Here is a 26029-nt window from a genome sequence, read left to right as displayed (position 1 = left end):
GCTATTTGTGCGACACAGGCACCGGGTAAAAGAGTTTGCTGAACAAGTCTCCATTCGCTTCTTTGAGGATCTCAACTTCCATGGTTTTCTTACCCAGTAAACGCTGAAGCTGATTAATCTGCTTTATTGCAGCGGCCAGTTCAGAAGCATGAACAACGTCTTCATCGGCAGCCACAGCAGTGAGGCTTCCTTTCTGGTATTGTTTCTTCCACTTAAACAACGGACTGGGCTGAATTCCATGCAAACGCGCCACGTGGGTTTCCTGAGGTGTTTTACGTTTACGCACCTCTTTTCCTAACAAAACGCCAGCCATCTCAAAATTAGAACTAGTGTTAGACATATATCCAAGCCTATCTCTTATTTTAAAATACATCTACTGTCTGGTATTTCAGGGGCCAGCTCAGTTTTAAATTAATGATTTTTGCGGTGAACATCCTTTGTTACACCGCTTCTCGTAATATTAGTAATTGATTGTTGTCAGTTCTTGATAATTGTTGTTTTCTTCATTGTTATGTTCTATGTTTCTTTCTTGAGCTATATTTTTGGGATGCTTGCTGTGATTCTTCTGCCCTAAAAATATAGTTGGCAATGGTATCAGTTGATTATGATTTTCTAATACACCTCTGCTTCCATCAAAAAATATAATGTCATGATTGCTGGCGTGGTAGGAGCATAGAGATAACACTGAGCCTATAGATTGAAATGAGCCTGAGCTGGATGTTTTATATTTATGAGTTGGTATTAACAGATATCCGTGTAAGCTTGTTCTTATAGCTATTCCAGAAAGTGTTTCTGAAATAATTAGTTTTGCATTGTCATCTGACATGTAATGCAGAATGTTAAACCCAATCCCATTTTTTTTTATATCTGTGTGTTCTGTTATGCTTTTGTATGTTCTCTCAGAGAAAAATGTTATGTCGTTGTTATTACTAATGATTAGTAATGTGGCAAAAATCGCAATGATGGAAGTTATTACAAATGAAGTTTTCATTTTATAAAGTTGCATGTTTGTTTATCACAGATAAGTGTTGACTCCATATCATCAATAAAGATAGTGTCTCCTTCGTGTGCGTCATCTATTAATTCACTCATTGTTTCTGATGTAGAAATTATCAGTGAACCACTATTTGTGTGCCAGTGCTTTATATTATTAGCGTATCTCGTATATATAACGAAGCTGAGCGCCCCCCAAAAAAACACACTTATTCCTATTGTTATTGCAGTTAAGAAATTTCGAATTTGTAGTTTGTGATGTCCTGTTTTTACCGTGTGTTTTGTGTTCATTGTTTTGTCCCCGGGAGAAGAATCGATAATTTTTATTTCAATTATTCCGGGAAGAAAAGAGTATCCTTCACCTTTGTGAGTTTTTATTATTTCTTCATTTTTTATTTTCCTTAAAACATCTCTTATGTGTTTTATTGCTACAGGGAGCGATGTTGCAGATACTACCCTTCCTGGCCAGCAATGTTGTGTTAACTCATCCCTTGATATTGAGGTTCCTTGTCTTTCATAAAGATATTTGATTAAAAAACATTCGTTTTTTGAAAGAGGATTAGATTCCCCATCTATTATTATTGCATTTCTTAATACGTCAAGAATAACGTTATGCGTTTTCATGCTGATCAGGCCTTTCTCCTTTTTTGAAGGCGAAAATATAGAGATTAAGAATTTTTATGTCCAGATAGTTTTTTTTATGCGTGCATTATTATTTGTTATTTATTGCCGTTACTGTAAAGTTGTTTATTATTATCTGACTATTAGTGGTTAATGCTGTTTGCTGAAGTCATGCTTTTTTGTTGCCGGGGAGGAGTATAGTTTTACGCATTTGATCGCTTATACTTTGATAGCGGATGTGTGCCGGGCTACAGGAACACCAGTCCCTCTGTTGCATTAGCAGTATAGTAATCCTTCCGATATGCTTGTTGTATGGGGTGTTAATAATGATTAATAATTGACTATTGTGTTTGCTGCTGGCTTGTGGTTGTTATAATGGCTCCTGTTTGTCTCGTCGTCAGGAGTTTGCTCAAAATGTGTGGTGGTGATAGTGGTGAGTTGTTTAATGTATTACATCTTGTTCGCTTGATATTATTGCTTGTTCTTTATATTTTTAGCCTCGATTTTTTAAAAAACGTAATTGTTGTCCGTGGATGGCTGGCTGATAACAAATACTTAATGCAACGTAGATACTTCTTTAAGTGTCTCAAAAGCTTTATGCGCACAAATTTAAAATTCTGTGTTGTTTTGGTGCTTATAATTTTCGCTGAGACATGTTTAATATTGATTCCTCCTCTTGTTGATTTTTTTATTAATGTAGATGATTGTATGTGCTGTCCATGACATTTTGCGATAAACCATACACATAACATGAAGAAGACCGAATTATCAAGACTAAATAGCAACTTGCCAGGTGTGAAAGACTTTTACGTCTGCCATAATGGTTAATGGTCAGGAGGCCTGACCATTGTTAGAGCCTGAGGTTATCCGATATTCCCATTTTACTTCATGAACTTTATGGTTTTGTTAAAAATATAACAAAATTTATTCAATAAAGCCCAATTTAAATAGCGCCTTGCCAGCCAGAGGTTCCAGGCTTGGAGTTTCCGGGTAAGAGGCCAGTAGTGGGAAAAAAACGGCACCGCCAATAATGCTTCGGCTACTGGAATCCACCGGACGCAAACCCCATATATTCTGATATGTCATTGGTACATGCTGCCCATTGATTACAGCATTACCTATATACAGCATGATGTGTCCTTGGATGTATACAAGAGTGGTGAAAGGTCTGCCATGATCCATGAGGTAACGCAGTCTTGTATTGATGTTCGCTTGACTGAGATTGACAAGCCGGGAAGCCGTCTGTATTTGTGCTGCAGAATTTCTGGGAAGCAATATCCCAAATGCAATCATAAGATTTTGTATTTCGGCAGAGCAGTCATTGTAATAGTTATAATTTCCCCAGCCATAGGGTCTACCGATCACTGCTTTCATCAGTATAGCTATATTATTGGGAGTCATTTTCCATGGCATAGCAACAAACTCATCTTCCTTGAGTTCGACGTAGCGAATTTGTGCGCGCCCATCATAGTTGCGTACAGGCACTGCAACCACAAAAACTCCGTTGCGTTTATTCCTGAATGGCAGGATAGTTCCTGGGAGGGCCGTAAAATAGTAGAGTTCTTTTTCATGAACGGAGTATGATTTTTTTATAAACGCACCTAGATTTTTATTAGCCAGAGTCAGCCATTCAGTAACAAACTGTGGATCTACCATTGCTATATCTTCACTATATATCCAACCCTTGACAGTGGGAGATAAAACATATTTCCAGCGACCGTCGTTGCTTGTCGATAAGACAAATACAGGGGTGCCGGGACGGATTGATGATTCCTGTAAATTATCAAAAGGATAGCCTTGCCCAGCCTGACCTGGATTACCATAAGCCGGGTCGAGAGTCGGAAGAAGTCTGACCAGGGTTTCTCTAATGGTAATTCCCCGTCTTGACGGGTCATAAGTCCGGTCAATGTTGGTCGTCGCGTTATCCCTTATCTGCTGTTTCCATGTGTTCGTGTGGACTCTAAAATTTGCCCCCCAGAAAACACTTTTCTCTCCTAGATACTTTTTTATATTAGCATCACGATCTGCTTCAACCCCCTGGTTAAGGACGGATGCTATATAAAACATGTTCCATGGAGATTTTTCGCCTGCTTTCATTCCAAAATAGTGCGATTTCAGGTTAGAAAAATGGCGTGACTGTGCTGTTTTATCTATGACGGAAATATGCCTCTCTGGGCCGGAAGGGAACCAGTTATCGACAGATTGAGGATAATTTTCTATTGGAAATAGTGATTTTGTTTTGTCTATATAGTTGGTTAATTTAGAGGGGGGCGTAATATTGTGGCATGATGCTGATAACAGCAAAGGAACTATTAAGCAAAGAGGCTTTATTCTTTTTGATATCTTACTTTTTTGCATATAGCTGACTCCTATAACAAATTAAACAACTTAATACAGCTCGCGTACAGTTGCTGCTCTTTCTGGCATCACATCCAGCAGGGCCATTTCGCAGCTGCTCGTACAAAACCAGAGAGCTAATTGTCATGCATAATATATGAAAGTATTACTTTTTTGTTGTTATTTTGTATTATTAATTATTATTCTCTAGCCTTAAAGGCTGGATAGCTTTCAGTATGAGTGAAAATATTTGCTATAATGAAAGAAGGTCTAATATTTTATTTATTATAATCTGACTGACAACTCATTTGAGGGTTTTTTGTCAGAATGGGCTGTATAAATATATTAATTATGTGTGAATTGTATATATTAAAAACATCTGTGATTACAATTAATTAACAATGTTTGATGTAGGTGTTTTTTGACTCGCCAGACATAAAATAAAAAATTTCCTTTTATTAATATCTTGCATGGAGGCGGAGAGTTTAAAGAGATAATATGTCGGGAAAGGGGATGGATGTCTTCCAGTTTTATATAACAGGCACAGGCAATCATAGCTGACTTCGATTCTCCGACGCTATTCTATTCCTCGGTTATGCCGAAAGTTGGCACCTTTTCTTAAAAGGTGCACATTAGCAACTGTCTGCGCCAATGATATAAGACGGTAATTCACCATTTGGATTGTCCACTCCACCCAACATGTTGTTTCCTTAAGGTTCCACACCAGAAAGGCCATCAACATGCTGAGCAGAGAGGACTTTTACATTGATTGCCTGCCACGGGCCTGCCGTCCACGCAGGATCAGAACAATGACAATTCAAGCGATTACAGAGTCTCTTTCTACAGCTAGGTTCTCAACATACCAACTACTGGGCGGGGCTTCGCCAGAGCAATGCCTTGGAATCTATCTTTGGAATAAGCAACTTGCCAGTGCTTTTCTACCAGCACTTCAAATCATTGAAATTTCGCTTCGTAACTGGCTTTTTATGGCCAGATTTTGGCAGTAAAAGGTTATTCGCCTGCATGATCCGGTAAATACGTTTGGGGTTAACCGGCCAGTTCTCTTCCTTCAGTACGCGATTGAGGTGCGCAGTCACGCGACGATAGCCGTTTGTTGCCCGTTCGCTGCATATCTGGCGGATAAGCGGTAACAGTCGGGCGTCATCGTCTTTGCTGTAGCGGGCTGACCGGTGCTGGCGTTTGTCCTGCAACCGGTCATACAGATTCGAACGCGATACACAGAGCACTTCTGCTATTCGGATGAGGGGATATCGTCCGGTGGCAGTAATGGCATGCGCGGTATCAACTTTTTTGCCTGGGCTATCTCAAGCGCGTCGCGAAGGATTTCGGCTTCCATCGTTTTGCGTCCCAGCATCTGCTCAAGCTGTTTGACTTTTTTCTCCAGCGCTTTGAACTCGGAGACGCTGACTACCTCATCGCCTGCGGCGATCGCAGACTTCCCACCATCGTTCATGAGCCGTTTCCACTTAAAAAGAAGACTGGGTGTGATGCCATATTGCCGGGCAACAAGTGAGACGGTGTAGCCGGGCTGCATGGCGAGCGCAACAAAACGGGCTTTCTCTTCGGGAGTATAACGGCGGCGCTTTTGCTCGCCAGTGATCACTTCGATTCTTTGCACAGGACACTCCTTAAACATAGCTCTATGACTATGTCTTACTGGTGAAGTGTCCGGTTGGGGGCTATTACAACTCTCTCATCATGAGCCATTATGGCGTAACAAGAAAGCATACCAAGTTGAAGATGTGATAAATAAAGTAATTGAACACTATGATAGATGTCTAAAAGTAATCTATTGGATAAATCCATCTAATTTGAAATTACTTGATATAATCGAGAGCAATACGCGGATGTCTGAACTTTGTTCGTTACATGCGCTTTGGAAGAATAAATAACTCCCGGCAGGAATTCCCACCCTGCAAGTAAGAAAAGACTGGTCAGCAGGAGTAACAATCAATCCTGAACACACAGGAGAAATAATAAGTATTAATCCAGCTTATGTGCTGATTAAAAGTGACAAATATCAGGCAATTTTTATGGAAAAGATAAGGATATGCAGGGAGGAATCAATACCTTTTCTCTAAATGAGAATGTTCGTTTCACGCCAGAAGCAAGCTCTGCAAGGTATCCTAATGCAAAGAATATCATCAAGCTTTACCGGTGCGTGATAACATAGATGTATCACGTTTACATCATGGAACGGAGGTGCTCCTGTGACCTTTGAGCAGAAAAAAGCCCGGGCTATTGCTCTGATGGACAGCAAAAAGATGTGGCGGAGTAATTATGCCCCTCCTCTTCTGCGTATTTTCTGGCGGCTGGGTATCCGGCTCCCGCCATTACCCTTTATGACGTTCTGGCAGGTCACGGTGCTGACGGGAGGCTTATGGGGCATTTCCTGGGGATGTGCAATGTGGTTTATCTACTGGGGGCCGTCAGGAATGGTGGCAGGTGAGGGCATTATTATAAGTATCACGAGTGGTTTTTTGTCCGGACTGTGCATGGCCTCTTTCCACTGGTGGCGCAGGAAAGTTAACCGGCTGCCACCATGGGATGATGTGTAAACCGTGCAGGCATGTTTTTACGGGGCGATGCTTTCATTAACCTGCACACGAACCTCCATTCCTGCATCGTGACAGGCCTGCAGCCACTGCGCCACTTCCAGCGGATCGCCCTCCCGGCGTATCACCCTGCCTTCTTTATTCCATAACTGCAGACAGGTGCTGCCGTCGAGACGCACCACAAAATCCCCACGGCAGGCCTGATACGTTATGCCGTTCAGCTCCACCGCCAGATCAGTGGCAAAAGTGCCGTCTGCGGGCAGACCTGCTGCCGGGACCAGCGGCAGTACGACGACTTCTGCCGCACGCTGTTCTGCCCGGAGGCGGTCCTGTTCTGCCTGCAGCAGAGGCTGTGCCACGGCCCGGCCGGCGTCTGTAAGCTCCACTGCCAGCTGCAGGTTCGGAGCGCGCAGGGTACGCAGCCAGCCGGCATCCTCCAGACGACGGCAGGAGGCGCGCAGGTTTGGCCCGTAGACCGGGGCTTCCCCGCTTCGCTCCAGCACCCGTTCTATGTCCCTCGTCAGCACGGGGCCCGGCCGTTTTTCATCAAGGGCAGCCAGCACAATCAGCACTCTCCGCTGCAGTGGCGACGGTCGGCGGCTCTGGGTCATTACCTGTCATCCTCCGGCCAGATGAGCTTTCTGAGGCGCTGAAAGTCGGCGTCAATGAGCTCCTGTCTCTTTATGGCATTCATTGAGGCATAGCCATTTATGGCCAGTTCATGCCAGAAGATCAGCACGGCTCCGGCTTTGGCTGACTCGCAGAGATAAATTGCGCCCAGGCTGTCCAGATTGCATTCCCGGATGCGTCGTTCCGCAAACCGGGTCAGTTGTTCATAGCTGAGTGAAAACACCCGTTCTTCATCCATCCTTCACACTCCATCTGATAATGTCCTGTTAAGAAATAAATCATATCTGGAATTATTTATTTCTGCGCCTGTAAACATCATATCAGATATGGTTTCATGTGTTTTGCTTAATTATCATATTGGTTGCTGGTTTCCCGCCGCGCAGATCCGGTTTCCGGCTAAGTAGGATCTCGACCACAGCAAGCCTGTTTTGCTTTGTATCCGTAAATGCGGCAAACCGTTGAATGGCAGCATAATACCTGGTTGCATAATCGCATCTGAATCGATCACCGATTCGCCCCCTGTGTCAGCATAGTTGTCGCCTCAATTTTTTAAGGAGATAACAATGCCAGGACAACCAATACCAAGTTAACTCAGAGAGAAAGGACTGATATGGCTTTTACCACCATACTGCTGGTCACATCGTCAGATAGCCCGTAAGCTGAAGATCAGTGCCTCTGTTGTGTCAAAATGGAGATGTGAGTTAGTGGAGCAAGGACTTTTACCTGAAAATGAAAAGATTACCTCCGTTGATGTTGAAGACTGGACACCGGAGCGTCGATTCTCAGTTGTTCTTGAGACGGCTACGCTGTCAGAAATGGAGCTTGCTGATTATTGCCGACGCATGGGATTGTTTGTTGAACAGGTTAAAGAATGGCGGGCTATCTCAATTCAGGCGCATGAAAAAAATTGACGGAAAATATTCGAACAGACAGGGCATTGCGTGACGCAAAAAATAAGTTACGAGAACTGGAGAAAGAGTTTAAGCGCAAAGATAAAGCTCTGGCGGAAGCTGCGGCCCTGCTTATATTAAGGGAAAAGTTCAATGCCCTCTGGGACAACAGCGAGGAAGACTGACTCCTCTCCCGGAGCGGCGTAAAATTATTGCTCTTGTCCGCGAGGCTGTCGCCAACGGCGCCCGGAAAAGTCAGGCTTGTAGGTGTATTTTTACCTCTATATGATCGTCGATATTTACAGTCGCAAAATTATTGCTGCTGAGGTATTTGCCAGCGAATCTGGAAAACATGCAGCAGAACTACTCCAGCGTGCAGTATGGAATGAAAAATGTTCATCCAACAATCTGATACTCCATTCTGATAATGGTGGTCCCATGCGCAGTTACACGTTGTTGGCGAAAATGTATGCGCTTGGTGTGCTAAGTTCTTATTCCCGGCCAAGAGTCAGCAATGATAATCCTTACTCAGAATCTTTGTTCCGGACTCTCAAATATTGTCCCTGGTGGCCTGAGAACGGTTTTCGCTCTATTGATGATGCCAGAGTATGGGTAAACCGTTTTGTAAACTGGTACAACTTTGAACATAAGCACAGCGGGATCAAATACGTCACGCCAGCCGAACGTCATCAAGGTAATGACATGAAAATACTGGCAGTCAGAAAAGCAGTATACCAGCTAGCACGCGAACAGCATCCTGAGCGTTGGGGCAAGCATCTACGTAACTGGGACTACATATCAGAAGTCTACCTGAATCCAGAAAAAGAGGCTGCATAACGTAATTTTATTACAAAAAGCGACAACTACCTTGAAAAACGCCGCGAATAAGTGATCGATTATGTCGGAATATGCAGGTGATGAAACATGTTTACTGGAGAACAAAAAATCCGTGCCATTGAGCTTTATTTCAAATATGGTAAGAAGCTGGCTTCCGTCGTACGCGACCTGGGCTACCCTTAGAAAAGAAATCTGCGGCGTTGGATCCTCTCATGGGAAGCAGGTGGTGGCGCAAGAGAATCCATTCGTCATAAGCCCCGTTACTCAGATGTGCAAAAACAGGTTGCCGTTAAACATTATCTTAACTACGGCAGCTGTCTGGCGTTTACCATGTTATACGGCCAATGTCATAAAAAGCAAAGCCATTATAAATATGATATGTTAATATTCAGAAAATATTATCATCTACTTATTGTTGTACAATATTTGAGGTGTTCCTCAGTGCGAGGGATGATTTGAAATTGTTTAGCGGTAAATCATCAAACTCTCTTTTACAGGAAGTTTCCGGGAGGCACCCGGCACCTCATCAAAATATCTCTATGGTTTAAAACTCTGCAGAACACTTGTAGACTGGCCCCCTGAATCTCCAGACAACCAGTATCACTTAAATAAGTGATACTGGTTGTCTGGAGATTCAGGGGGCAACCCACACTCTTTTTTCGGTTAAAAATAATACGAAAAACCATCATGTGATATATCATATAATCGACTAATTATCTGTCATTTCCCCGCCAGAAGAGATAACGCACAAAATAAAATGATAATCATTGTTATCATTTGCAACCCAATATTTGTAATGATCATTTATTTATCGATCCCCAAAATGTCATAATACTTCCTGTAAGAACAAGTACTCATTCGCTGATAATTTTCTCTCCATATCATTCAGCAATGCATCAGCTGAACTAATAAAGAGAAAAAAGAGTGTAAAATAATGAAATATATGCAGAAAATCACAACGGAAATAATATCAGAGCATATTGACAGAGATATTGAATGTGGATATCGCATATCCGTCAAGGAAATGGCTGACAGATCAGGCTACAGCCTGAGACATCTGCAGCGTATGTTCATACAGGAAACAGGCATACCCCTTGGGGAATACATCCGACGACGTCGACTGAGCCATACAGCTCTGCTGCTCAGATTATCCCGTCGCTCATTCAGGGATATAGCATTAAGTGTAGGGTTTGATAGCCAACAGTCAATGAACCGGACATTTAAGAAAAGTACAAATCTGACACCTACGCAGTACCGCTTTGGCGCTGAATGGGTGCTTTCTCCCTTATGTGGAAAAATAAACGTCACATATGAAGTGTCCGGGCCTGAAATAGTACTTCTTCAGGCCGGAATGATAACAGGTAAGGAGTTTCAGTTCTACGGTACGATAGCCGAACCTGAGAATAACTATCTCGCAAAAGCTTATCTTGACTCCGTATTCAGCCATGGTAAGGATAAACTCTGGGTTGTGGCTCAAACCAGCCCAGTAAATCACAACAGGTTTCACTATAAAGTCTCAGGAGCTATAGGGATACCGGCAAAAAAAAAAGGAAAGTCATTTTCATGGCCTGCCGGAAGATATATGAAAGTAAATTTTGAAACAACACGGGAAACACATACAACACGTACACAATATATTTATCTGAATGTGCTGTCAGAACATGGCGTGATCAGAGGGTCAGGAGCAGATTTACTAATGTTTCATCATAAAGATGGCATAACCACATGCTCGCTCTTTATTCCGATAAACTGAATATGGGGTAAAAATAGCAAAGTCAGCAATGATAAAATGAATGTCTGATATTCCAGATAGAAAAGAGTGCGACCAGTGTGGGGACACAGGATAATGCTCAGGCCATCAGTAAGAAATCTTTTATCTGCTCTTGTCAAAAGCAATTTTCCTTACGCCAAGCCTGTTTACCATTCCTGTACTATGTTGGAGGTAGAACTTCAACAGGGAAACTATTATGAAAAACCGAGCTTCCACAGCTATTCAGTCAGTAGACATCCTCCACGCCCTAAAGAACGTGGATTCCTGTTAGGTGAAAAACCGCGCCTTATACCCCGATTTGAAGAAAGGGGCTTTACGGCGCACTGGGTAATGCACTGGGAAGGAGATCCTCCGGAAATCAGAGGCATGATACCGTAACGTCTGGACATAAGATCTGCCAGGCCCGTTTTTAATTTATTGTCAACTGTAATAAAAGTAATTTTTTGAATCTCGCTGTTGAGGAATATCAATTCTGATTACGGTTTTGATCGGATACAATTAGTTACAATCATAAAAACAGCTCGACCATGCTGGATCTACCGTTCTGTGATTGAGGCCTGCCCCGACAAACAGGCTGTTAAAAACAGGTAAATGAATTCTCTGCGATGAATAAAGTAATAAAATACGGAAGGAAATCGAGGTAACACAATCATGAACCTATACAGATTATTGACAATTTTCATTACGTTATTATCACTTTCCGGATGTGCTGCCACACCTCCTGCAGATAAAATACAAATCGTTGATGGTTTTTACTTTCAGACTGATGAGATCAGTGCATTTCGCCCATGTCATTCAAGAAAAATATACTGGCTGCATGCAGATGAAGCAAACCTGAAGACACTTCAGAAATATTATAGTCAGCATGCGTATGATAATAGTCTTTCTGGCATTTATGTATCTTTACTTGTTAAGAACACTGGCCATCAAGAACATGGCAGAGCGGTGACTTATGACGAAACGCTGTACCTTAAGAAAATTCTGCGTATAGATACCAGCGACAAGCATTATGAGTGTTTGTCACTGAAATAAATAATTATTCAGCAACACACTTTATGTACACATAAAGTGTGTTGTATATCACAAAATAATTACCATATCATACTGCTTAAATACATTATACCGTAATCATTTCCAGTAATACCTGATGAAAAACAACAACAATTCAGAAAAAATTCAATATGATTTACTTAAAACGCTACTGTTCTCTTATCCCAATCCCCCAACCGGTGGTGACTATTTCATCAGACTTGCGAAGTATAATGAACAGAAGCTTTTGCTAAATATTCATATGTTTATAAAAAAAGGATATATACTACCTGGAGCAATAATAACACATAAAAGCAAATTATCATTAAATTTATCCAGACTGATATTAACACCTGAAGGATTGGAATATACCGTGAGAGTTCTTTTAAAATCACACAAATACAACCGATAAGAATTATCATTTGCAATAATTTATTTTTCAGATATTTGTTTGGACATGCTCTTTGTATTGCTTGCTGTCTGCAATGATTTATGCTTTTTTCAAAAAGAAATATAATGTTATATATGTCACGTATGGAAATATCACGCTGGTTAAAGTCCCCCCACGGAAAGCACCTGTCCGTATTAGAGTCTGGATGGAAGATAAACGTCTATCATAATACCATTCATATCTATCAATGGAGGACAATATCCTGAAAAACTTATTCACATGCTTTACGTTCACATTTATAATAATCGCTATCAATAAAATACGATAAGTCGTTACTCTTCCGTTTCCCGCCCTTCGGGCGGGTCTTTTAAACACACATTTAGACAGGACTCATAAAGTAATCTTGCTGAAACAGTGATTTTAGGTTTCCGGTAAATGTTTTCTGGGGCATTCTCTGATCAATTCAGCAAGAACTTATTTTCTATAATTCCACATCGCCGGAGATGCAGAGGTGACCGTCCTGACGTTCACAAAAACAGATAACAAAGTTCTGTCAGCACATTAATCCGGTACTTCACGCTTTCATTTTCGGCCACCCACACCCCCGACCACGCCTTTCGTGTTCAAAATTCTGTTGAAAAATAGCGATTTTCACCTGTACGGTGTCCCGCAGTAGACTTCATGACATCAATCACCTGTTCTTCAACGAACAGCCTAAATTTCAGGATACAAGAGCCCACTCTGGGGTGATTTTTGCTACTCTACAAGCGGGCAATTTTTCTAATCCAGAGAGCATATAAATTAATGGAATAAATAATGATGAGTGAACATGATACTTCCCAGAAGAAAACTGAAAACCAGATAAACAAAGCTGTATTCTGTACATCTGCTTTGTTGATTTTCCTGCTTGTTGCTTTTGCTGCTGTATTTCCGGATATGGCAGACAGGAATTTTAAATTACTTCAGCAACAGATTTTTACGAATGCAAGTTGGTTTTATATCCTTGCTGTCGCCCTGATTTTACTGAGTGTCGCTTTTCTGGGGCTTTCCCGTTACGGAGATATAAAGCTTGGGCCTGACCATTCTCAACCAGATTTCAGCTATCATTCCTGGTTTGCGATGCTTTTTTCTGCAGGAATGGGGATCGGCCTGATGTTTTTTGGTGTAGCTGAACCTGTCATGCACTATCTCTCTCCACCAGTTGGTACCCCTGAAACAGTGACAGCGGCAAAAGAAGCAATGCGCCTGACGTTCTTTCACTGGGGGCTTCATGCATGGGCAATTTATGCAATTGTGGCGTTAATCCTGGCATTTTTCAGTTACCGTCACGGTCTCCCTTTAACACTTCGCTCCGCACTTTATCCCATCATAGGTGATCGTATCTATGGCCCTGTTGGACATGCTGTCGATATTTTCGCCGTCACAGGTACTGTTTTTGGCGTCGCCACATCGCTGGGATATGGTGTTTTGCAGGTTAATGCGGGCCTGAACCATCTTTTCGGGGTGCCAGTGAATGAAATGGTACAGGTCACTCTGATCGTGACCATCACTGGCCTGGCGACGCTCTCGGTAATTTCCGGTCTGGACAAGGGAATTCGCATCCTGTCAGAACTCAACCTTGGTCTGGCTGTTTTACTCCTGTCCCTGGTTTTATGTCTGGGGCCGACAGTGCTTCTGCTGAAATCATTTGTTGAAAATACAGGGGGGTATCTTTCAGAATTAGTGAGTAAAACTTTCAATCTTTACGCTTATGAACCAAAATCAAGCAACTGGCTTGGTGGCTGGACATTATTATACTGGGGGTGGTGGCTGTCGTGGTCGCCGTTTGTTGGCATGTTCATCGCGCGAGTATCCCGGGGCAGGACAATTCGTGAGTTTGTCACTGGAGTGCTGTTTGTTCCGGCTGGTTTTACACTTATGTGGATGACGGTATTTGGTAACAGCGCTATCTATCTCATAATGAACAAGGGGGCTGATGAGCTGGCAAATACTGTTCAGCAGGATGTTGCAGTGGCGCTGTTTAATTTTCTGGAACATTTCCCATTTTCATCAGTATTGTCTTTCATTGCAATAGCGATGGTTATCGTATTCTTTGTCACTTCTGCTGACTCCGGGGCAATGGTTGTTGATACCCTGGCTTCAGGTGGAATTGTTAACACTCCTGTCTGGCAAAGAATCTTTTGGGCCTCGCTCATGGGGATTGTTGCTGTTGCTCTTCTGATTGCCGGGGGGCTGGGTGCATTGCAAACTGTAACAATAGCAAGCGCATTACCTTTTTCTGTTATCTTATTGATATCAATATATGGATTATTAAAAGCTCTTCGTCGGGATCTGACAAAACGTGAAAGCCTGAGCATGGCAACCATTGCTCCAACAGCAGCACGTAATCCAATACCATGGCAAAGACGCTTACGCAATATTGCTTATTTACCGAAACGCTCTCTTGTGAAACGTTTTATGGACGACGTTATTCAGCCAGCCATGTCGTTAGTTCAGGATGAACTTAACAAACAGGGAACGGTTAGCCATATAAATGATACCAGTGATGATCGTATTATATTTGAAGTAGATTTAGGCAATGAGTTAAATTTTATTTATGAAATCAGACTTCGCGGATATAACTCGCCCACCTTTGCTTTGACTTCAATTGATAATGATGAGCAGCTGGCAGAGCAACATCGATATTATCGTGCTGAAGTCTACCTGAAAGAAGGTGGTCAGAATTACGATGTGATGGGGTGGAACCAGGAACAGATTATCAATGATATACTTGACCAATATGAAAAGCATCTGCACTTCCTTCACTTAGTCCGATAAACTACACAATCCAGGCCGCCGTTAAGGCGGCTTACTGTTGTAATCCAGATTTCATCGGCATAATGGGAACACTCCGTACATCCCGATCGGTGGGGCACGCATCGATACACAATCTGCAGTTCGGTGTCAACGACGGATGAAAAGTGGTTCTTCCGCAATTTGGGTGGAGATTTTCATGCCAGTGGACTCATGACCCTCTGCCTGAGTAGTTCAAATCCGGCTCGACCATACATCTGGCGTTTTAGCATCTTCAGGCGATTTACATGACCTTCGACAACACCATTACTCCAGCGACTACTGATTGCCTCACATATAGCTGCAGCATCAGCTTCCATCCCCGCCGCCACGCGCCGAAATTCTGCTGAACCGCTTTCGTGGACTCGAGTGAACCAGCTGCTTAGCTTTGATTTATTTTGGTTTTTCAGAATACGGTAGAACTCGAGTGCCAGTTGCTGCGCTATTTTCAGCTCAGGTTCTTTTTCACACATCAGACTAATAAATCGGGAAGCATAATTTTCTTCATCCCTGATTATTCTCCAGGGCATCAACCAGCGGCTTACCCGGGACACTGAAGGAAGTCTGGCGGCAGTAGTAACCGGTGGGATCCAGCCTTTACGCCATTTGGTAACAGCATCCCTGACGATGGTTTCACTGCCTGTAAACCCCCGGGCCACCATTTCCCGCCATATCCGGCTGGCGTTATAATTACCACTTTCTCGTTGCTCTTTTAACCACTCCCTCCATGGGTCCAGAAGCCCTCGCTTTGGAGGCCGGGCTGACATTTCAGGGAATGTTCCTGAACCCACCCAGCGACTGACTGTCACTCGCGACAGGCCTGAAATACGGGATATTTCCCTGAAACTACATCCCTTGTTATGCAGGGCTATAACCTCTGTCCAACGCTGATGCCGTTTTTTGCGGGTTTGCTGTTTAAGGCGTTCCGGACGACGGAGCGATGCTGCAGGCACAGACAGTTCTGACTCAGGTGATTTCTTTGGTGACAACTCACTGGCAACAAGACGTATCAGAGGTATATGTCTGTACATCATTCGTTCAGGCGCATCGCCAATATTTTTTAGCAGGTGCCATCGATCGGCCACCTGTCTGGCCTGAGGTGCACCTTCACGCGCTGCCGTCGCATAGACTCCACTGCGATCACGCGAGACAACCTGTATTTCCGGATATTTTCTGAACCAGGTCGCCAGCGTACGCTGATCACGGCCGGGAAGCAGGACGAGGGGACGGTGAGTATCAAGATTGACTATTAGCGTACCGTAACGGTGGCCCCGATGCCACGCCCACTCATCAATACCGACATGAAGCGTGCATGACTGTTTCGTCTCCGGGGGATTGATAACCCTGCGAAGAAGAGTATCAGCACTGCAACGGAGACCCACTGCCGTTGCTGCCTGTTTTCCAGCCTCACCTCCGGCTATTAATCCCAGTTGACGTTGTAAATTTTGTAACGCCTGTGAAGACTGCTGGTGTGAACTGGCGAAGGGAGCAAGCGACTCGGCAACAGGGTATTGGAACAGATATCGAATAATCATGAACGCCACGACTCGCCGGGGTATAAGGGGGGGCAAATGACAAATATCAAAAAACTGGAAACAATCGGACATGAATTATTCGGCCCAAACTGGATCACGCCTGTCACGCGTATGTTTGAAATTAACAAGTCAACGATTCGTCGCTGGCTCACAAGTCAAGCGAGACCGTCTGTTACTATTGCCGATGAGTTGCCTGGCACAATAGAAAAATTTCGGGAAGCACTGGCGCTTGCCTGTGCTGACAGGGGGTCTGGTAATGAAGTTGGCACCGACATGACAGAGCGTATTGTTGGCAGCTACGAATACGCTGATGTGCAGGAACGGAAATCAGCTATTGATGTGGAAAGCATTGCCCTGTTTGAGAAAACAGTGAAATGCGGAATGAACCGGGTTACACGAGCGACCATTATCAGGCCAGTTCTTGCGGGGCGACGCTTTCATTAACCTGCACACGAACCTCCATTCCTGCATTGTGACAGGCCTGCAGCCACTGCGCCACTTCCAGCGGATCGCCCTCCCGGCGTACCACCCTGCCTTCTTTATTCCATAACTGCAGACAGGTGCTGCCGTCGAGACGCACCACAAAATCCCCACGGCAGGCCTGATACGTCATGCCGCCCAGCTCCACCGGCAGGTCTGTGGCAGAAGTGCAGTCTGCGGACAGACCTGATACCGGGACCAGCGGCAGAACGACGATTTCCGCCTTCTTCCCGGAGGCGATCCTGTTCAGCCTGCAGCAGAGGCTGTGCCACGGCCAGTCGCAGATCAGGCGCACGCAGGGTCCGAAGCCAGCCGGCATCCTCCAGGCGACGGCAGGAGGCGCGCAGATTTGGCCCGTAGACCGTGGCTTCCCCGCTTCGCTCCAGCACCCGCTCTATGTCCCGCGTCAGCACGGGGCCCGGTCGTTTTTCATCAAGGGCAGCCAGCACAATCAGCACCCGCCGCTGCAGTGGTGACGGACGTCGGCAGACGGCTCCTGGTTTTCGCGGGTCAGACCGGCCATGAGCTTAAGATGTTTGCGGTCCTCCTCACAGTCCCGTCCTGGCGCTCTCATTGATAATGCCAGTGAATACCAGAGCGCAATGGCACCGTGGCGGCAGCCTCTGTCATAGGCATCCGTGAGGGAAGCGTAATCCTGGGGATTACTGTTGTGTCGGCAGAGTACGCGAAGGATGCCTTTGATTTCGTCAAGCAGCTGGTCATAGTTGAGATTCAGTGTCGGCCCGGTACTGGTCATGTTGCGCTTCCTGGGGGGTTAATGGCTGATGACGATAAAATCATATATCGAATGATTTATTTCTCTGCCTGTAAATATCAGGCCAGGATTTATTATGCGATTAATGATAAATATCATATCATCTGCGGGTTTCCCTCCACGCAGGTCCGGTTTCCGGCGAAACCGGAGCCTCATTTTTCGGCCTGAAGTTTTGTCGTTGACCACTTTTTACCGGCTTGTGCCCAGTTGAGAAGCCGCTGACTTAGTTTCTGAATCTCCGAAGATGGCTTTCCGGAATAAAATAGATGTTGCCCCGCGCCCGTGAGCAGGCCACGTATAGCCTGTTACGGGATGATGGTGGAAGTGCTGCCAGCTTCTGTTGGATAAGGCGCATCCAGTGGTTGGCCCCCATCACGATGCAGACGTCCTGAAAGTGGTCGAGTCCTTTACTGCCCCCCCAGTTCATTGAGTGGCATCCGTAACGGTGATGTTCGCGATAGAAGAGCTTGATCATCGTGTTGTCCGCGTGCAGGGCCGCTGAACGCGCTTCATCCGTGACGATTTCAATCTGGGTGGTATGTGTTCCATGAGCCGAAATGCGAATGTTCAGTTGTCCGGTAATGAACTCACACACTGTAGCTGAACAGCGCCATGTCCGGCTGAGCGTCTCACAATCCACCATGATACCCGCAGCCCTGAAGCGAGCCTCGTATCGGGTTATGTCTTCATGCAGCGTAGCATTGACGTTACCGTCGCGGCTTGTGTCAAAGGTATGCTGATAAAAATCCCCGCAGCACAGCACTGAGATTTCCGCGCGGCATAGCTCCAGCAGAAAATTAAAGTCATGGCCGGCAAAGTCCTGGACTTCATCAACGAACAACTCATCGTAGTAACGGGCAAGTCGGGTACGGATATCTGGCAGCAACCCCCGGGCTGTCAGCAGGTGTGCGAGCCGCCGGTGATACAGCCGTCCGGCGGGATCCTGATAATGCCGGATATTCGTGCGCGGTATTCTGGAAGGGGGCTGGTTGAAGCTCAGACCACGCGATGACAGTTGCTCCTGCAGGAAAGGGCGAAAACAGAAACCGTGCAGAAACTCAAACCAGGTCATCACACGGATCCCGTACGGTATGTAGCCAAAGCGTCTGATAATCTGCGCCCGCAGATGTGCTTCATTATTTACGGTGAAGGTCAGGATCAGCGTCCGCCGGTCCTCTCTTAACCGACGTATCAGCAGCGTGGTTTTACCCGAGCCGGCAACCGCAAATATCACTCTCTTATCCATGCCAGTGCCTCTTGGATATAATCAGGAACGGTCAGCTTTTCGGCGTGCAACTGTAACAGCTGGAATGCTGCTTCTGCCTTATTGGCCAGCATGTAATCCTGAACCGTGAGTGTCCGGCGGGTTCCGCGGAAAAGCGCATCACACAGGTCGGCATTATCCTGATACAGGCAGATTTCAAATGTGGAGCGGCTGTTGTCGTGGTCAGCAAATACCCGGGAGCGGGAACAAAGCACGTCAGCATAGCGTTCATCGCAATTTTGCTGATAGTTGCCGTCATTGTCGCGAAGGGCCGCGACACGATTTTCCAGAAGACGGGCCAGTTCAAGATAACGACGGAAACTCGTTCCGCCGATAGCGATGATGTGAACCCCGTCATCCTCCGGTGCCCTGCCATACAGGCGGTGATAAAAGGCCTCGATCAGAATAAACTCAGCATCCCCCTCCACGAGCAGCACGCGTCTGGCCAGCGCAAATTCCAGCACGTTATTATCCGGTGCTTTCATGAAGAAGGCGGCAGTCTCAGCGGAAAGTTCATTCATCAGTACCGGCCGGGTAGCTCCGAGGAGAATAGCCTTACGTAGGTCGAGGCGGGAGGAGATATGGCTACTGTGTGTGGCAATAAACACCTGCGTCTGCCGTTCCGTGGCAAGCTGATTAACCAGCCTCTTCATACTGACATGGCTGAGATGATTCTCCGGCTCCTCAAGCAACAGCGCGTGGATCTCTCCCCCCTGCTGCTGATGCCGCTGCAGCGCAAACTCCGTTTTGATGAAACACTGCCTTCCTTTTCCGCGGTGACGAATGGAAATACCGTCCTCAGTAATGTCCAGGTTCGCCTCAAGACCTGATTTAGCGCCGGAACGCACGCCAAACTGATACGTTTTCAGCGTGTCGTTTATGGCGGACAGATGCCGGGCGCAGAAGTGCATTTTCTGTTGCCGGTAACTGTTTTCAAGCCGGTACCGATCGGCCACCGGCACATTGACGCTGTAAACTGTGCGCGTATACTCCTGTGCGGCATGCTCGTTATCAATGCGTGCACTGTCTAAGAACAGATGGCGCAGATAGCGTCTGAAGCCTGCGAAATGACCACCGGAGAATGTGCTGAACTGCACGGAATAGTATTCATAGGGAAAATTATCAGGATCCTGCTGCAAAACATGGTGTATATCCTGACCGTATTCCTCCATCATGGGAGCAATGCGCATTCTGAGACCATCCGCATCGATACCCGCCAGATTTTGCCTGCCGTTCAGGTCAGGCTCTCCCCCATTACTCAGGAAAACGTCAGCGGTCAGCACGGGTAACTGATCGGCACGGCGCTCACCTTCCTGAAAATGCCTGACTGCTGACTGTGACAGGAGCGATTCCACCCCCAGCGCCTCAACCCGATGCCTGCTGTCACTCAGCACAAGGTCAAGAGCCAGCAGAATAGTGCTTTTCCCGGACTCATTGTCCCCAACCAGAATGTTACGATCGTTGCTGAAGCGCAGGTCCAGTTCCGGAAACTTTTTGAAGTTTTGCAGCATAAGCCGCGTGATCAGGGGCATTTTTTTATTCCTTTATATACCGCTGCCTGAAAGAGCGGCCGGCCGCGCCTGACCGCCTGTTTTGTTTTACAGCGTTATCTTACCCAGTCTTCCAGCACAAGACCCGGTACCCGCTCAAACTCCCTCACATTATTCGTCACCAGAATGGCGCCGGCAGCGATGGCGTGTCCGGCTATCGCCGTGTCGTTCGGACCGATCGGCGTCCCGGCGAGGCGCAGTGCCACCTTAATCTCCGTGGTCGCATCCACCGCGGCGCGGTCCCAGGGCAGGACGGCATCGAGGCGGGCGCAGAACGCGTCAACCAGCTGCACGTGGCGTGGCGAGGCCTTCGGGCCGGCGGCACCGAAGCGCATCTCGGAGTAAGTGATGGCCGAGACCACGATACGGTGGCCGCGCAGCACCGCCTGCTCCAGGCGCTTCAGCACCGCTTCGGGCTGCTCGCGCATGATGAACGAGCAGATGTTCGTGTCGAGCATATACATTTTCTTCACAGGTTAAATCGTCCTTCATCGGTGACAACATCCTCGCGCTCCGCCATAAAGTCCGGGTTTGCCTTTTCGAGCTCCAGGAATGAGCCCCAGGTCGGCCGGACGGGGCGCAGAATGATGCTGTCCCCTTCCCGGACGATCTCCAGCTCGCTCACCCCCTCAAAATCCAGATCGCGTGGAAGGCGGATGGCGCGGTTGTTGCCGTTTTTAAAAATGGATACGGTTCTCATGATTCTCTCCCGGGTAAGTGTGGATATGTGATGCATATCCGGAATGATGTTCATTGCACCGGGTGTGTGCATATATTTAGTATAGGCAGATGTTCAGCATATGTATAGATTCAGCATATGCAGATGGTGAGGGTATGCGTATGCCACGAATATGCAGATGTCAGGCATATGGATATGTTCAGCCTATGTGATTTTCTCTCTTTCCCCGCGCAGATCCGATTTCTGGTGGTCACGGATCTTCTTCTCCCCCCACACAACGCCACCTCCCGTCAGCACAACATGTGGTGCCGGATTCAGCTGCTGATGACACTATATGTTGTGTCATCTCCCTGACCTGTGATGCGCCGCGCAGGGGCGGAAAACAGCGATATGATGATTTCCTCAGCGTGGTACACTTCCGGAAAGTTGTGATATTCCGGAAAGTCGGATCTGACGGAAACGGCTCTCCGGTAATTTAACGGCGTGGTTATATGGATGCTTGTTATCATGGTGATGATGATAACGGCATGATGTTATCTGACGGCGTGACGGTAAGGGCAGTGATGATGGATGACGTTATCGCATGACCGTCCCTGCCCGGAAAAGAAAAAAGGAGTCACCCATGTTTTTTATTGAGAATGAAGGTCAGGCTGTCGCCGGAACGGATTACTGGCAGTCTGTACAGGCGCAGGCCGGATATGTCTACCTCAGCTGGAATGCCGGCGCAGCCAGGCTGCTTGTCCCGGATGCGGCAAAACATTTACTCAGGGAGATGCGGGGGGCTGAGTACGTCATCATCAGTAAGGGAACGCTGCATGGCCGCGATGCGCTGGAACTGGTATTTGAAGACGGCAGCGATGCGCCGTTTGTGATCCACATGCTGAGTGAGCAGTGCGATCGCCTGCTCCCCGAAAACAACCAGGGAGGGGGTTTTGTTGTCACCGTCTGGACGCGTGGCGGTAACCAGCTCCGTTATCCGGGAAAGTACCGGGTTGTGGAAAACCTGCCCGACGTTTCCCCGTGGAGTGAACACTGATATGCAGCACCTGCCGGCACCGATCCACCATGCCCGGGATGCTGCTCAGCTTCCTGTTGCCATCGATTATCCGGCAGCGCTGGCACTCCGCCAGATGTCGATGGTTCATGATGAACTGCCAAAATACCTGCTGGCCCCTGAAGTGAGCGCCCTGCTCCATTACGTCCCGGATCTGCGCCGCAAGATGCTGCTGGCCACACTGTGGAACACCGGTGCGCGCATTAATGAAGCACTGGCGCTGACGCGGGGGGATTTTTCGCTCACGCCTCCGTATCCGTTTGTGCAGCTGGCCACTCTGAAGCAGCGGACCGAAAAAGCCGCCAGGACGGCAGGAAGAATGCCCGCCGGTCAGCAGACTCACCGGCTGGTTCCGCTCTCCGACGCCTGGTACGTCAGCCAGCTGCAGACGATGGTGGCCACACTGAAAATCCCCATGGAACGGCGTAATAAACGAACAGGCAGGACAGAGAAAGCGCGGATCTGGGAAGTGACGGACAGAACGGTCAGGACCTGGATTGGGGAGGCGGTTGCCGCTGCTGCCGCTGACGGTGTGACGTTCTCTGTCCCGGTCACGCCACATACGTTCCGCCATTCCTATGCGATGCACATGCTGTATGCCGGTATACCGCTGAAGGTCCTGCAGAGCCTGATGGGGCATAAGTCCATCAGCTCAACGGAGGTCTACACGAAGGTGTTTGCGCTGGATGTGGCTGCACGGCACCGGGTGCAGTTTTCGATGCCTGAGTCCGATGCGGTGTCTATGCTCAAAAGAATTCCATAAGCTCTGACTTTTTTAAATCCCTTTCGGATATCTCATGGATATATTATCGGTATTTCATATTCTGTTGACATGCAGGACCGGTATAGAGTAAAAAAACATCTATTGAGTACCTCTTGGATATCCGAAAGGTGTCTTAGGGGGTCTTTATGGGTATTACATGTGGATTCTGGAGATACACTATGCCTGTTATTGCTAATACGCATCCCAAAGGTGGTGTGGGTAAGACAACTTCATCCGTAAACATTGTTGGTGAAATGAAGTCTGATACAGTTGATCTGGATACTCATACCGGGCTTTCTATCATTCTGGGGCTGAGACCTGAAGGAAAAGAAATTTCCGTGAAAGTACCCAAAACAGTGGATGAGTTAATCGAAATTATGACTCCCTACAAGAACAGCGATAAGACGTTACTTATTGACTGTGGGGGATTTGACTCAGATCTTACCCGTACTGCGATTGCCTTTGCAGACTGCGTTATTGTCCCTTCAAAAGACTCCCTGACTGAACGTATTGGTCTGATGCATTTTGATGGAGTACTGGACGAAATCAGCTCTATCATGGGGACCGATATAACTGCTCACCTGTATCTCTGTAAAGTTAATCCTAACAAGAAGAAATTCCCTAAGCTTGATGCAATCCTGCCATCGTTCAAACATCTGAAGCTGATGAAGAGCCGCATTTCTGCTCGTGCAGAATTTGAGGATGTCATTGAGACTGGGATGGGAATCACTGAGTCTGTTCATGGGCGCTATTCGGCAGGAGGTAAGGAAGTTATTGCCCTGATCGAAGAAATCAATCATCTGATTGAAAATAACAAACAGTAAGGTGTATCTATTGGGTATCCATATAGTATCCTTGGGGCTTTTAATGGATATCTTTTAAGTATCTAACAAACATCCTTGGTTATCTCATGAGCAAAGCGAAATTTAGTGCACAGGCTGAAAAACTGAAAAACCTGGTGGATTCTGCCAGATTACAAACTTCTTCTTCTGCCGTAACAGCAACAGCCCCGTCTCAGCCAAATGAAGGTGCAGAGGAAGTTTCAGGTCGTCCCGTGGCTGCCAGGACGAAGGCTAAGAATCTTAAGGCCATACCGCTGTCGTATTTTGAAGCTCATGCGGAACTTAAAGCGACCAGTAAAACATCTCTGGATTTTAGCTCATATATTATTGAGGCTATAAGAGAGAAGCTTGAACGTGATGGTGCAATAGGTCAATAAACTATCGGATACCTTAAGGGTATCTGATGTATGTCTTTTAAATGCGTTATGGGGATTCTTCACGTACCTAAAGAGTCCCCATTAGACATCTTTCTGTTTATGGTGACATGATTCGTCACCGCTTTCCTTTCCTCTCAGTTTCACCATTTCATTCCTTTTCCCTTAACCTGAACCATGATGTCAAAGATGTTTTTATATTGCATTTATGTATCACATATAACCTTCATAATGTTTTTGTATATATGATTTTCTCTGGTCTTAAAGTTATATGTACAATGTACATGCAGTTTATCGTGTTTTTATGTTGCTTTTGTCCTTTCAGAAAGACTATTTTTTCATTATAATTGAATATACATTGTATGTATGAAGCATGTTTGTTTTTTCTATTTGTTTATGAGCAACGGAGACTGGTTATGAAAATCTTTATTGATGATGGTTCTACCAACATTAAACTTGCCTGGTTGGAGGATGGTGACGTGAAAACGTTAATCAGCCCTAACAGCTTTAAACCGGAATGGTCTTTTAGTTTACTGGATGATGCTGCCCCGGCTAATTACGAGATCGACGGCGAGAAGTTTTCATTTGATCCATTAAGTGCTGATGCTGTCGTAACGACTGAAACACGCTATCAGTACAGTGATGTGAATGTTGTGGCCATTCAGCATGCGCTACAGCAGACCGGCCTGAAAGCGCAGCCTGTTGATGTCATCGTCACATTGCCGATCTCTGAATACCTTGACGCCAACAATCAGAAAAATAAGCAAAACATTGAAAGAAAGAAAAAAAATGTGATGCGTGAAGTACGGGTGCAGGGGAGTGATGCATTTGTTATTCGCAGTGTTTCCGTTCTTCCTGAAAGTATTCCCGCTGGTTTCAGTGTTCTTGCGGGGCTTGAGGATGATGAATCCCTTTTGATCGTAGATCTCGGTGGTACAACTCTTGATGTGTCGCATGTTCGTAGCAAAATGACAGGGATTACAAAAACCTGGTGTGATCCGAATATCGGCGTGTCCCTGATTACATCCGGGGTTAAGGAACAGATGGCTGTACATGCTAATACAAGAGTGAGCTCATTCCAGGCTGACAATATCATTGTGCACCGTAATGAACCTGACTACCTTTCCCGTCGCATTTATAATGCTGAACAGCGTGAGTCTATCATTAATGTTATCAATGAACGGCAGAAGTTGCTTATTAAACGAGTTAATGATGTCATCAGCCGTTTCACCGACTATACACATGTAATGTGTGTTGGTGGTGGGGCTGAAATTGTGGCCGAGGCTGTGAAGAACCTGACTAAGGTTCCTGATGAGCGCTTTTATCTGAGCTCATCCCCGCAGTTTGATTTAGTCATGGGAATGATAAAAATGAAAGGTGGTGTGACTAATGAGTGATGAAAATAAATCCAGACGCTGCTCATTTGAACTTTTCCCGGATGAACGGACAGGAGATAAGATAGCAGATGAGCTCATTGCAAATGAAAAACTGAAGGAGCGGGGACGTTTCATGCGCGCGATGTTAGTTACTGGTGCGGCGTTTGCAGCTATAGATAAACGTCTTCCTTTGCTGATATCGGAGTTACTGACAGAAAATACGACTCTGGATGATATTAATAAGGTGATTTCCAGCGTAATACCAGGTGCTTTTTCGGTTGAAAAGAAATTGCTTGAATTACTGGAAAAACAATCTGGTCTCCATACGTTTGTGGATTGCAGTACTCCTCTTACAGAGCAGAGTCTGTCGAGAAATGACGGTGAAGACCAGACCAGAAGAAACGCTGAAAATATGTTCGGAGATGACTGA

22 protein-coding genes and 6 pseudogenes are annotated in these 26029 nt (G+C 46.0%); 15 read left to right on the top strand and 13 right to left on the bottom strand.

Features of this window, described 5'->3' with window-relative positions; all coding sequences use genetic code 11:
* Positions 1 to 55: 55 nt before the first annotated feature.
* From HEM79_RS15440 to HEM79_RS22670, 5 genes and pseudogenes are all read right to left on the bottom strand, one after another.
* Positions 56 to 313 (bottom strand): annotated as a pseudogene (locus HEM79_RS15440) (transposase); the annotation flags it as partial.
* 147 nt (positions 314 to 460) lie between these two features.
* Positions 461 to 991: a PsaF/MyfF family fimbrial adhesin regulatory protein gene (locus HEM79_RS15435; RefSeq protein ID WP_000858085.1), complete on the bottom strand. Its 531-nt coding sequence runs from the start codon at positions 989 to 991 to the stop codon at positions 461 to 463.
* Positions 988 to 1617, bottom strand: coding sequence for a winged helix-turn-helix domain-containing protein (locus HEM79_RS15430; protein ID WP_000848139.1), 630 nt, complete (start codon positions 1615 to 1617; stop codon positions 988 to 990). Before HEM79_RS15430 ends, HEM79_RS15435 begins: the two co-directional genes overlap by 4 nt.
* A gap of 921 nt (positions 1618 to 2538) precedes the next feature.
* A complete protein-coding gene (locus tag HEM79_RS15425; protein ID WP_032335289.1) occupies positions 2539 to 3972 on the bottom strand; it encodes an SH3 domain-containing protein in 1434 nt (477 codons plus the stop codon).
* Positions 3973 to 4946: 974 nt separating this feature from the next.
* Positions 4947 to 5590, bottom strand: a pseudogene (locus HEM79_RS22670) (transposase); the annotation flags it as partial.
* Between the two features lie 592 nt (positions 5591 to 6182).
* Here HEM79_RS22670 and HEM79_RS15410 point away from each other — a divergent pair.
* Complete coding sequence (locus tag HEM79_RS15410; protein WP_089558114.1) at positions 6183 to 6530, top strand: DUF6404 family protein; 348 nt, start codon at positions 6183 to 6185, stop codon at positions 6528 to 6530.
* A 17-nt stretch (positions 6531 to 6547) separates the two neighbouring features.
* Here HEM79_RS15410 and HEM79_RS15405 read toward each other — a convergent pair whose 3' ends face one another.
* Both HEM79_RS15405 and HEM79_RS15400 read right to left on the bottom strand, forming a co-directional pair.
* The gene (locus HEM79_RS15405; protein ID WP_000194562.1) at positions 6548 to 7138 is read right to left on the bottom strand and encodes a hypothetical protein; all 591 of its coding nucleotides are present in this window, start codon (positions 7136 to 7138) and stop codon (positions 6548 to 6550) included.
* Positions 7138 to 7395 (bottom strand): hypothetical protein, encoded by a 258-nt coding sequence (locus tag HEM79_RS15400; RefSeq protein ID WP_000343098.1) that lies wholly within the window; start codon positions 7393 to 7395, stop codon positions 7138 to 7140. Before HEM79_RS15400 ends, HEM79_RS15405 begins: the two co-directional genes overlap by 1 nt.
* A gap of 466 nt (positions 7396 to 7861) precedes the next feature.
* Here HEM79_RS15400 and HEM79_RS23060 point away from each other — a divergent pair, with 466 nt between their 5' ends.
* The 7 genes and pseudogenes from HEM79_RS23060 (at position 7862) to HEM79_RS15375 (ending at position 14892) form a co-directional block, all read left to right on the top strand.
* A complete protein-coding gene (locus tag HEM79_RS23060) occupies positions 7862 to 8068 on the top strand; it encodes a hypothetical protein (protein ID WP_001420039.1) in 207 nt (68 codons plus the stop codon).
* On the top strand, positions 8065 to 8232 hold the full coding sequence (locus tag HEM79_RS23175) for a hypothetical protein (protein ID WP_373371591.1): 168 nt from the start codon (positions 8065 to 8067) through the stop codon (positions 8230 to 8232). Before HEM79_RS23060 ends, HEM79_RS23175 begins: the two co-directional genes overlap by 4 nt.
* 85 nt (positions 8233 to 8317) lie before the next feature.
* Positions 8318 to 8884: pseudogene (locus HEM79_RS15395) on the top strand (transposase); the annotation flags it as partial.
* 87 nt (positions 8885 to 8971) lie between these two features.
* A pseudogene (locus tag HEM79_RS15390) lies at positions 8972 to 9214 on the top strand (transposase); the annotation flags it as partial.
* A 604-nt stretch (positions 9215 to 9818) separates the two neighbouring features.
* On the top strand, positions 9819 to 10637 hold the full coding sequence (locus HEM79_RS15385) for a helix-turn-helix domain-containing protein (protein ID WP_089558115.1): 819 nt from the start codon (positions 9819 to 9821) through the stop codon (positions 10635 to 10637).
* 669 nt (positions 10638 to 11306) lie between these two features.
* Complete coding sequence (locus HEM79_RS15380) at positions 11307 to 11687, top strand: hypothetical protein (RefSeq protein ID WP_089558116.1); 381 nt, start codon at positions 11307 to 11309, stop codon at positions 11685 to 11687.
* A 1207-nt stretch (positions 11688 to 12894) separates the two neighbouring features.
* Positions 12895 to 14892, top strand: coding sequence for a BCCT family transporter (locus HEM79_RS15375; protein ID WP_039520234.1), 1998 nt, complete (start codon positions 12895 to 12897; stop codon positions 14890 to 14892).
* 173 nt (positions 14893 to 15065) lie between these two features.
* On the opposite strand, the pseudogene HEM79_RS15370 reads toward HEM79_RS15375, so the two are convergent.
* Positions 15066 to 16409, bottom strand: a pseudogene (locus tag HEM79_RS15370) (ISL3 family transposase); the annotation flags it as partial.
* A 69-nt stretch (positions 16410 to 16478) separates the two neighbouring features.
* Between HEM79_RS15370 and HEM79_RS15365 the strand changes: the two are divergent.
* A complete protein-coding gene (locus HEM79_RS15365; protein WP_024214828.1) occupies positions 16479 to 16886 on the top strand; it encodes a hypothetical protein in 408 nt (135 codons plus the stop codon).
* On the opposite strand, the pseudogene HEM79_RS15360 reads toward HEM79_RS15365, so the two are convergent.
* From HEM79_RS15360 to vapB, 5 genes and pseudogenes are all read right to left on the bottom strand, one after another.
* Positions 16852 to 17380, bottom strand: a pseudogene (locus HEM79_RS15360) (hypothetical protein). The gene HEM79_RS15365 and the pseudogene HEM79_RS15360 sit on opposite strands and share 35 nt — an antisense overlap.
* Before the next feature lie 540 nt (positions 17381 to 17920).
* The gene (locus HEM79_RS15355) at positions 17921 to 18943 is read right to left on the bottom strand and encodes a helicase UvrD (protein ID WP_000361402.1); all 1023 of its coding nucleotides are present in this window, start codon (positions 18941 to 18943) and stop codon (positions 17921 to 17923) included.
* Positions 18928 to 20493 (bottom strand): ATP-dependent nuclease, encoded by a 1566-nt coding sequence (locus tag HEM79_RS15350; protein WP_001128474.1) that lies wholly within the window; start codon positions 20491 to 20493, stop codon positions 18928 to 18930. Before HEM79_RS15350 ends, HEM79_RS15355 begins: the two co-directional genes overlap by 16 nt.
* Before the next feature lie 74 nt (positions 20494 to 20567).
* On the bottom strand, positions 20568 to 20984 hold the full coding sequence (locus HEM79_RS15345) for a type II toxin-antitoxin system VapC family toxin (protein WP_089558117.1): 417 nt from the start codon (positions 20982 to 20984) through the stop codon (positions 20568 to 20570).
* Positions 20981 to 21211 carry a type II toxin-antitoxin system VapB family antitoxin gene (gene vapB, locus HEM79_RS15340; RefSeq protein ID WP_089558118.1) on the bottom strand — a complete coding sequence of 77 codons (231 nt, stop codon included), beginning with the start codon at positions 21209 to 21211 and terminating at the stop codon, positions 20981 to 20983. Before vapB ends, HEM79_RS15345 begins: the two co-directional genes overlap by 4 nt.
* Before the next feature lie 601 nt (positions 21212 to 21812).
* Here vapB and HEM79_RS15335 point away from each other — a divergent pair.
* The 6 genes from HEM79_RS15335 to HEM79_RS15310 all read left to right on the top strand — a co-directional run bounded on the left by HEM79_RS15335 (position 21813) and on the right by HEM79_RS15310 (position 26029).
* Complete coding sequence (locus HEM79_RS15335) at positions 21813 to 22226, top strand: hypothetical protein (protein ID WP_000465036.1); 414 nt, start codon at positions 21813 to 21815, stop codon at positions 22224 to 22226.
* A 1-nt stretch (position 22227) separates the two neighbouring features.
* Complete coding sequence (locus HEM79_RS15330) at positions 22228 to 23007, top strand: site-specific integrase (RefSeq protein WP_001164198.1); 780 nt, start codon at positions 22228 to 22230, stop codon at positions 23005 to 23007.
* A 179-nt stretch (positions 23008 to 23186) separates the two neighbouring features.
* Positions 23187 to 23831 (top strand): ParA family protein, encoded by a 645-nt coding sequence (locus HEM79_RS15325; RefSeq protein ID WP_001144036.1) that lies wholly within the window; start codon positions 23187 to 23189, stop codon positions 23829 to 23831.
* 86 nt (positions 23832 to 23917) lie between these two features.
* On the top strand, positions 23918 to 24226 hold the full coding sequence (locus tag HEM79_RS15320) for a hypothetical protein (protein ID WP_000030199.1): 309 nt from the start codon (positions 23918 to 23920) through the stop codon (positions 24224 to 24226).
* Positions 24227 to 24639: 413 nt separating this feature from the next.
* Entirely contained in the window at positions 24640 to 25620 is a 981-nt protein-coding gene (locus tag HEM79_RS15315) for a plasmid segregation protein ParM (protein ID WP_000688514.1), read from the top strand.
* Positions 25613 to 26029, top strand: a complete 417-nt coding sequence (locus HEM79_RS15310; RefSeq protein ID WP_024247687.1) for a plasmid partitioning/stability family protein — start codon at positions 25613 to 25615, stop codon at positions 26027 to 26029. The genes HEM79_RS15315 and HEM79_RS15310 overlap by 8 nt, the downstream gene beginning before the upstream one ends.

The sequence above is a fragment of the Escherichia sp. 93.0816 genome (assembly GCF_013368855.2).
GTDB lineage: Bacteria > Pseudomonadota > Gammaproteobacteria > Enterobacterales > Enterobacteriaceae > Escherichia > Escherichia ruysiae.
The sequence above is the reverse complement of the archived record's forward strand: the minus strand, read 5'-3'. Positions and strand labels throughout refer to the sequence as shown.

What these genes read in the sequence shown, in the direction of transcription:
- HEM79_RS15435 (WP_000858085.1), bottom strand. Translation starts at nt 991, where the DNA reads ATGAAAACTTCATTTGTAATAACTTCCATCATTGCGATTTTTGCCACA.
- HEM79_RS15430 (WP_000848139.1), bottom strand. Translation starts at nt 1,617, where the DNA reads ATGAAAACGCATAACGTTATTCTTGACGTATTAAGAAATGCAATAATA.
- HEM79_RS15425 (WP_032335289.1), bottom strand. Translation starts at nt 3,972, where the DNA reads ATGCAAAAAAGTAAGATATCAAAAAGAATAAAGCCTCTTTGCTTAATA.
- HEM79_RS15405 (WP_000194562.1), bottom strand. Translation starts at nt 7,138, where the DNA reads ATGACCCAGAGCCGCCGACCGTCGCCACTGCAGCGGAGAGTGCTGATT.
- HEM79_RS15400 (WP_000343098.1), bottom strand. Translation starts at nt 7,395, where the DNA reads ATGGATGAAGAACGGGTGTTTTCACTCAGCTATGAACAACTGACCCGG.
- HEM79_RS15385 (WP_089558115.1), top strand. Translation starts at nt 9,819, where the DNA reads ATGAAATATATGCAGAAAATCACAACGGAAATAATATCAGAGCATATT.
- HEM79_RS15380 (WP_089558116.1), top strand. Translation starts at nt 11,307, where the DNA reads ATGAACCTATACAGATTATTGACAATTTTCATTACGTTATTATCACTT.
- HEM79_RS15375 (WP_039520234.1), top strand. Translation starts at nt 12,895, where the DNA reads ATGAGTGAACATGATACTTCCCAGAAGAAAACTGAAAACCAGATAAAC.
- HEM79_RS15365 (WP_024214828.1), top strand. Translation starts at nt 16,479, where the DNA reads ATGACAAATATCAAAAAACTGGAAACAATCGGACATGAATTATTCGGC.
- HEM79_RS15355 (WP_000361402.1), bottom strand. Translation starts at nt 18,943, where the DNA reads ATGGATAAGAGAGTGATATTTGCGGTTGCCGGCTCGGGTAAAACCACG.
- HEM79_RS15350 (WP_001128474.1), bottom strand. Translation starts at nt 20,493, where the DNA reads ATGCCCCTGATCACGCGGCTTATGCTGCAAAACTTCAAAAAGTTTCCG.
- vapB (WP_089558118.1), bottom strand. Translation starts at nt 21,211, where the DNA reads ATGAGAACCGTATCCATTTTTAAAAACGGCAACAACCGCGCCATCCGC.
- HEM79_RS15335 (WP_000465036.1), top strand. Translation starts at nt 21,813, where the DNA reads ATGTTTTTTATTGAGAATGAAGGTCAGGCTGTCGCCGGAACGGATTAC.
- HEM79_RS15330 (WP_001164198.1), top strand. Translation starts at nt 22,228, where the DNA reads ATGCAGCACCTGCCGGCACCGATCCACCATGCCCGGGATGCTGCTCAG.
- HEM79_RS15325 (WP_001144036.1), top strand. Translation starts at nt 23,187, where the DNA reads ATGCCTGTTATTGCTAATACGCATCCCAAAGGTGGTGTGGGTAAGACA.
- HEM79_RS15320 (WP_000030199.1), top strand. Translation starts at nt 23,918, where the DNA reads ATGAGCAAAGCGAAATTTAGTGCACAGGCTGAAAAACTGAAAAACCTG.
- HEM79_RS15315 (WP_000688514.1), top strand. Translation starts at nt 24,640, where the DNA reads ATGAAAATCTTTATTGATGATGGTTCTACCAACATTAAACTTGCCTGG.
- HEM79_RS15310 (WP_024247687.1), top strand. Translation starts at nt 25,613, where the DNA reads ATGAGTGATGAAAATAAATCCAGACGCTGCTCATTTGAACTTTTCCCG.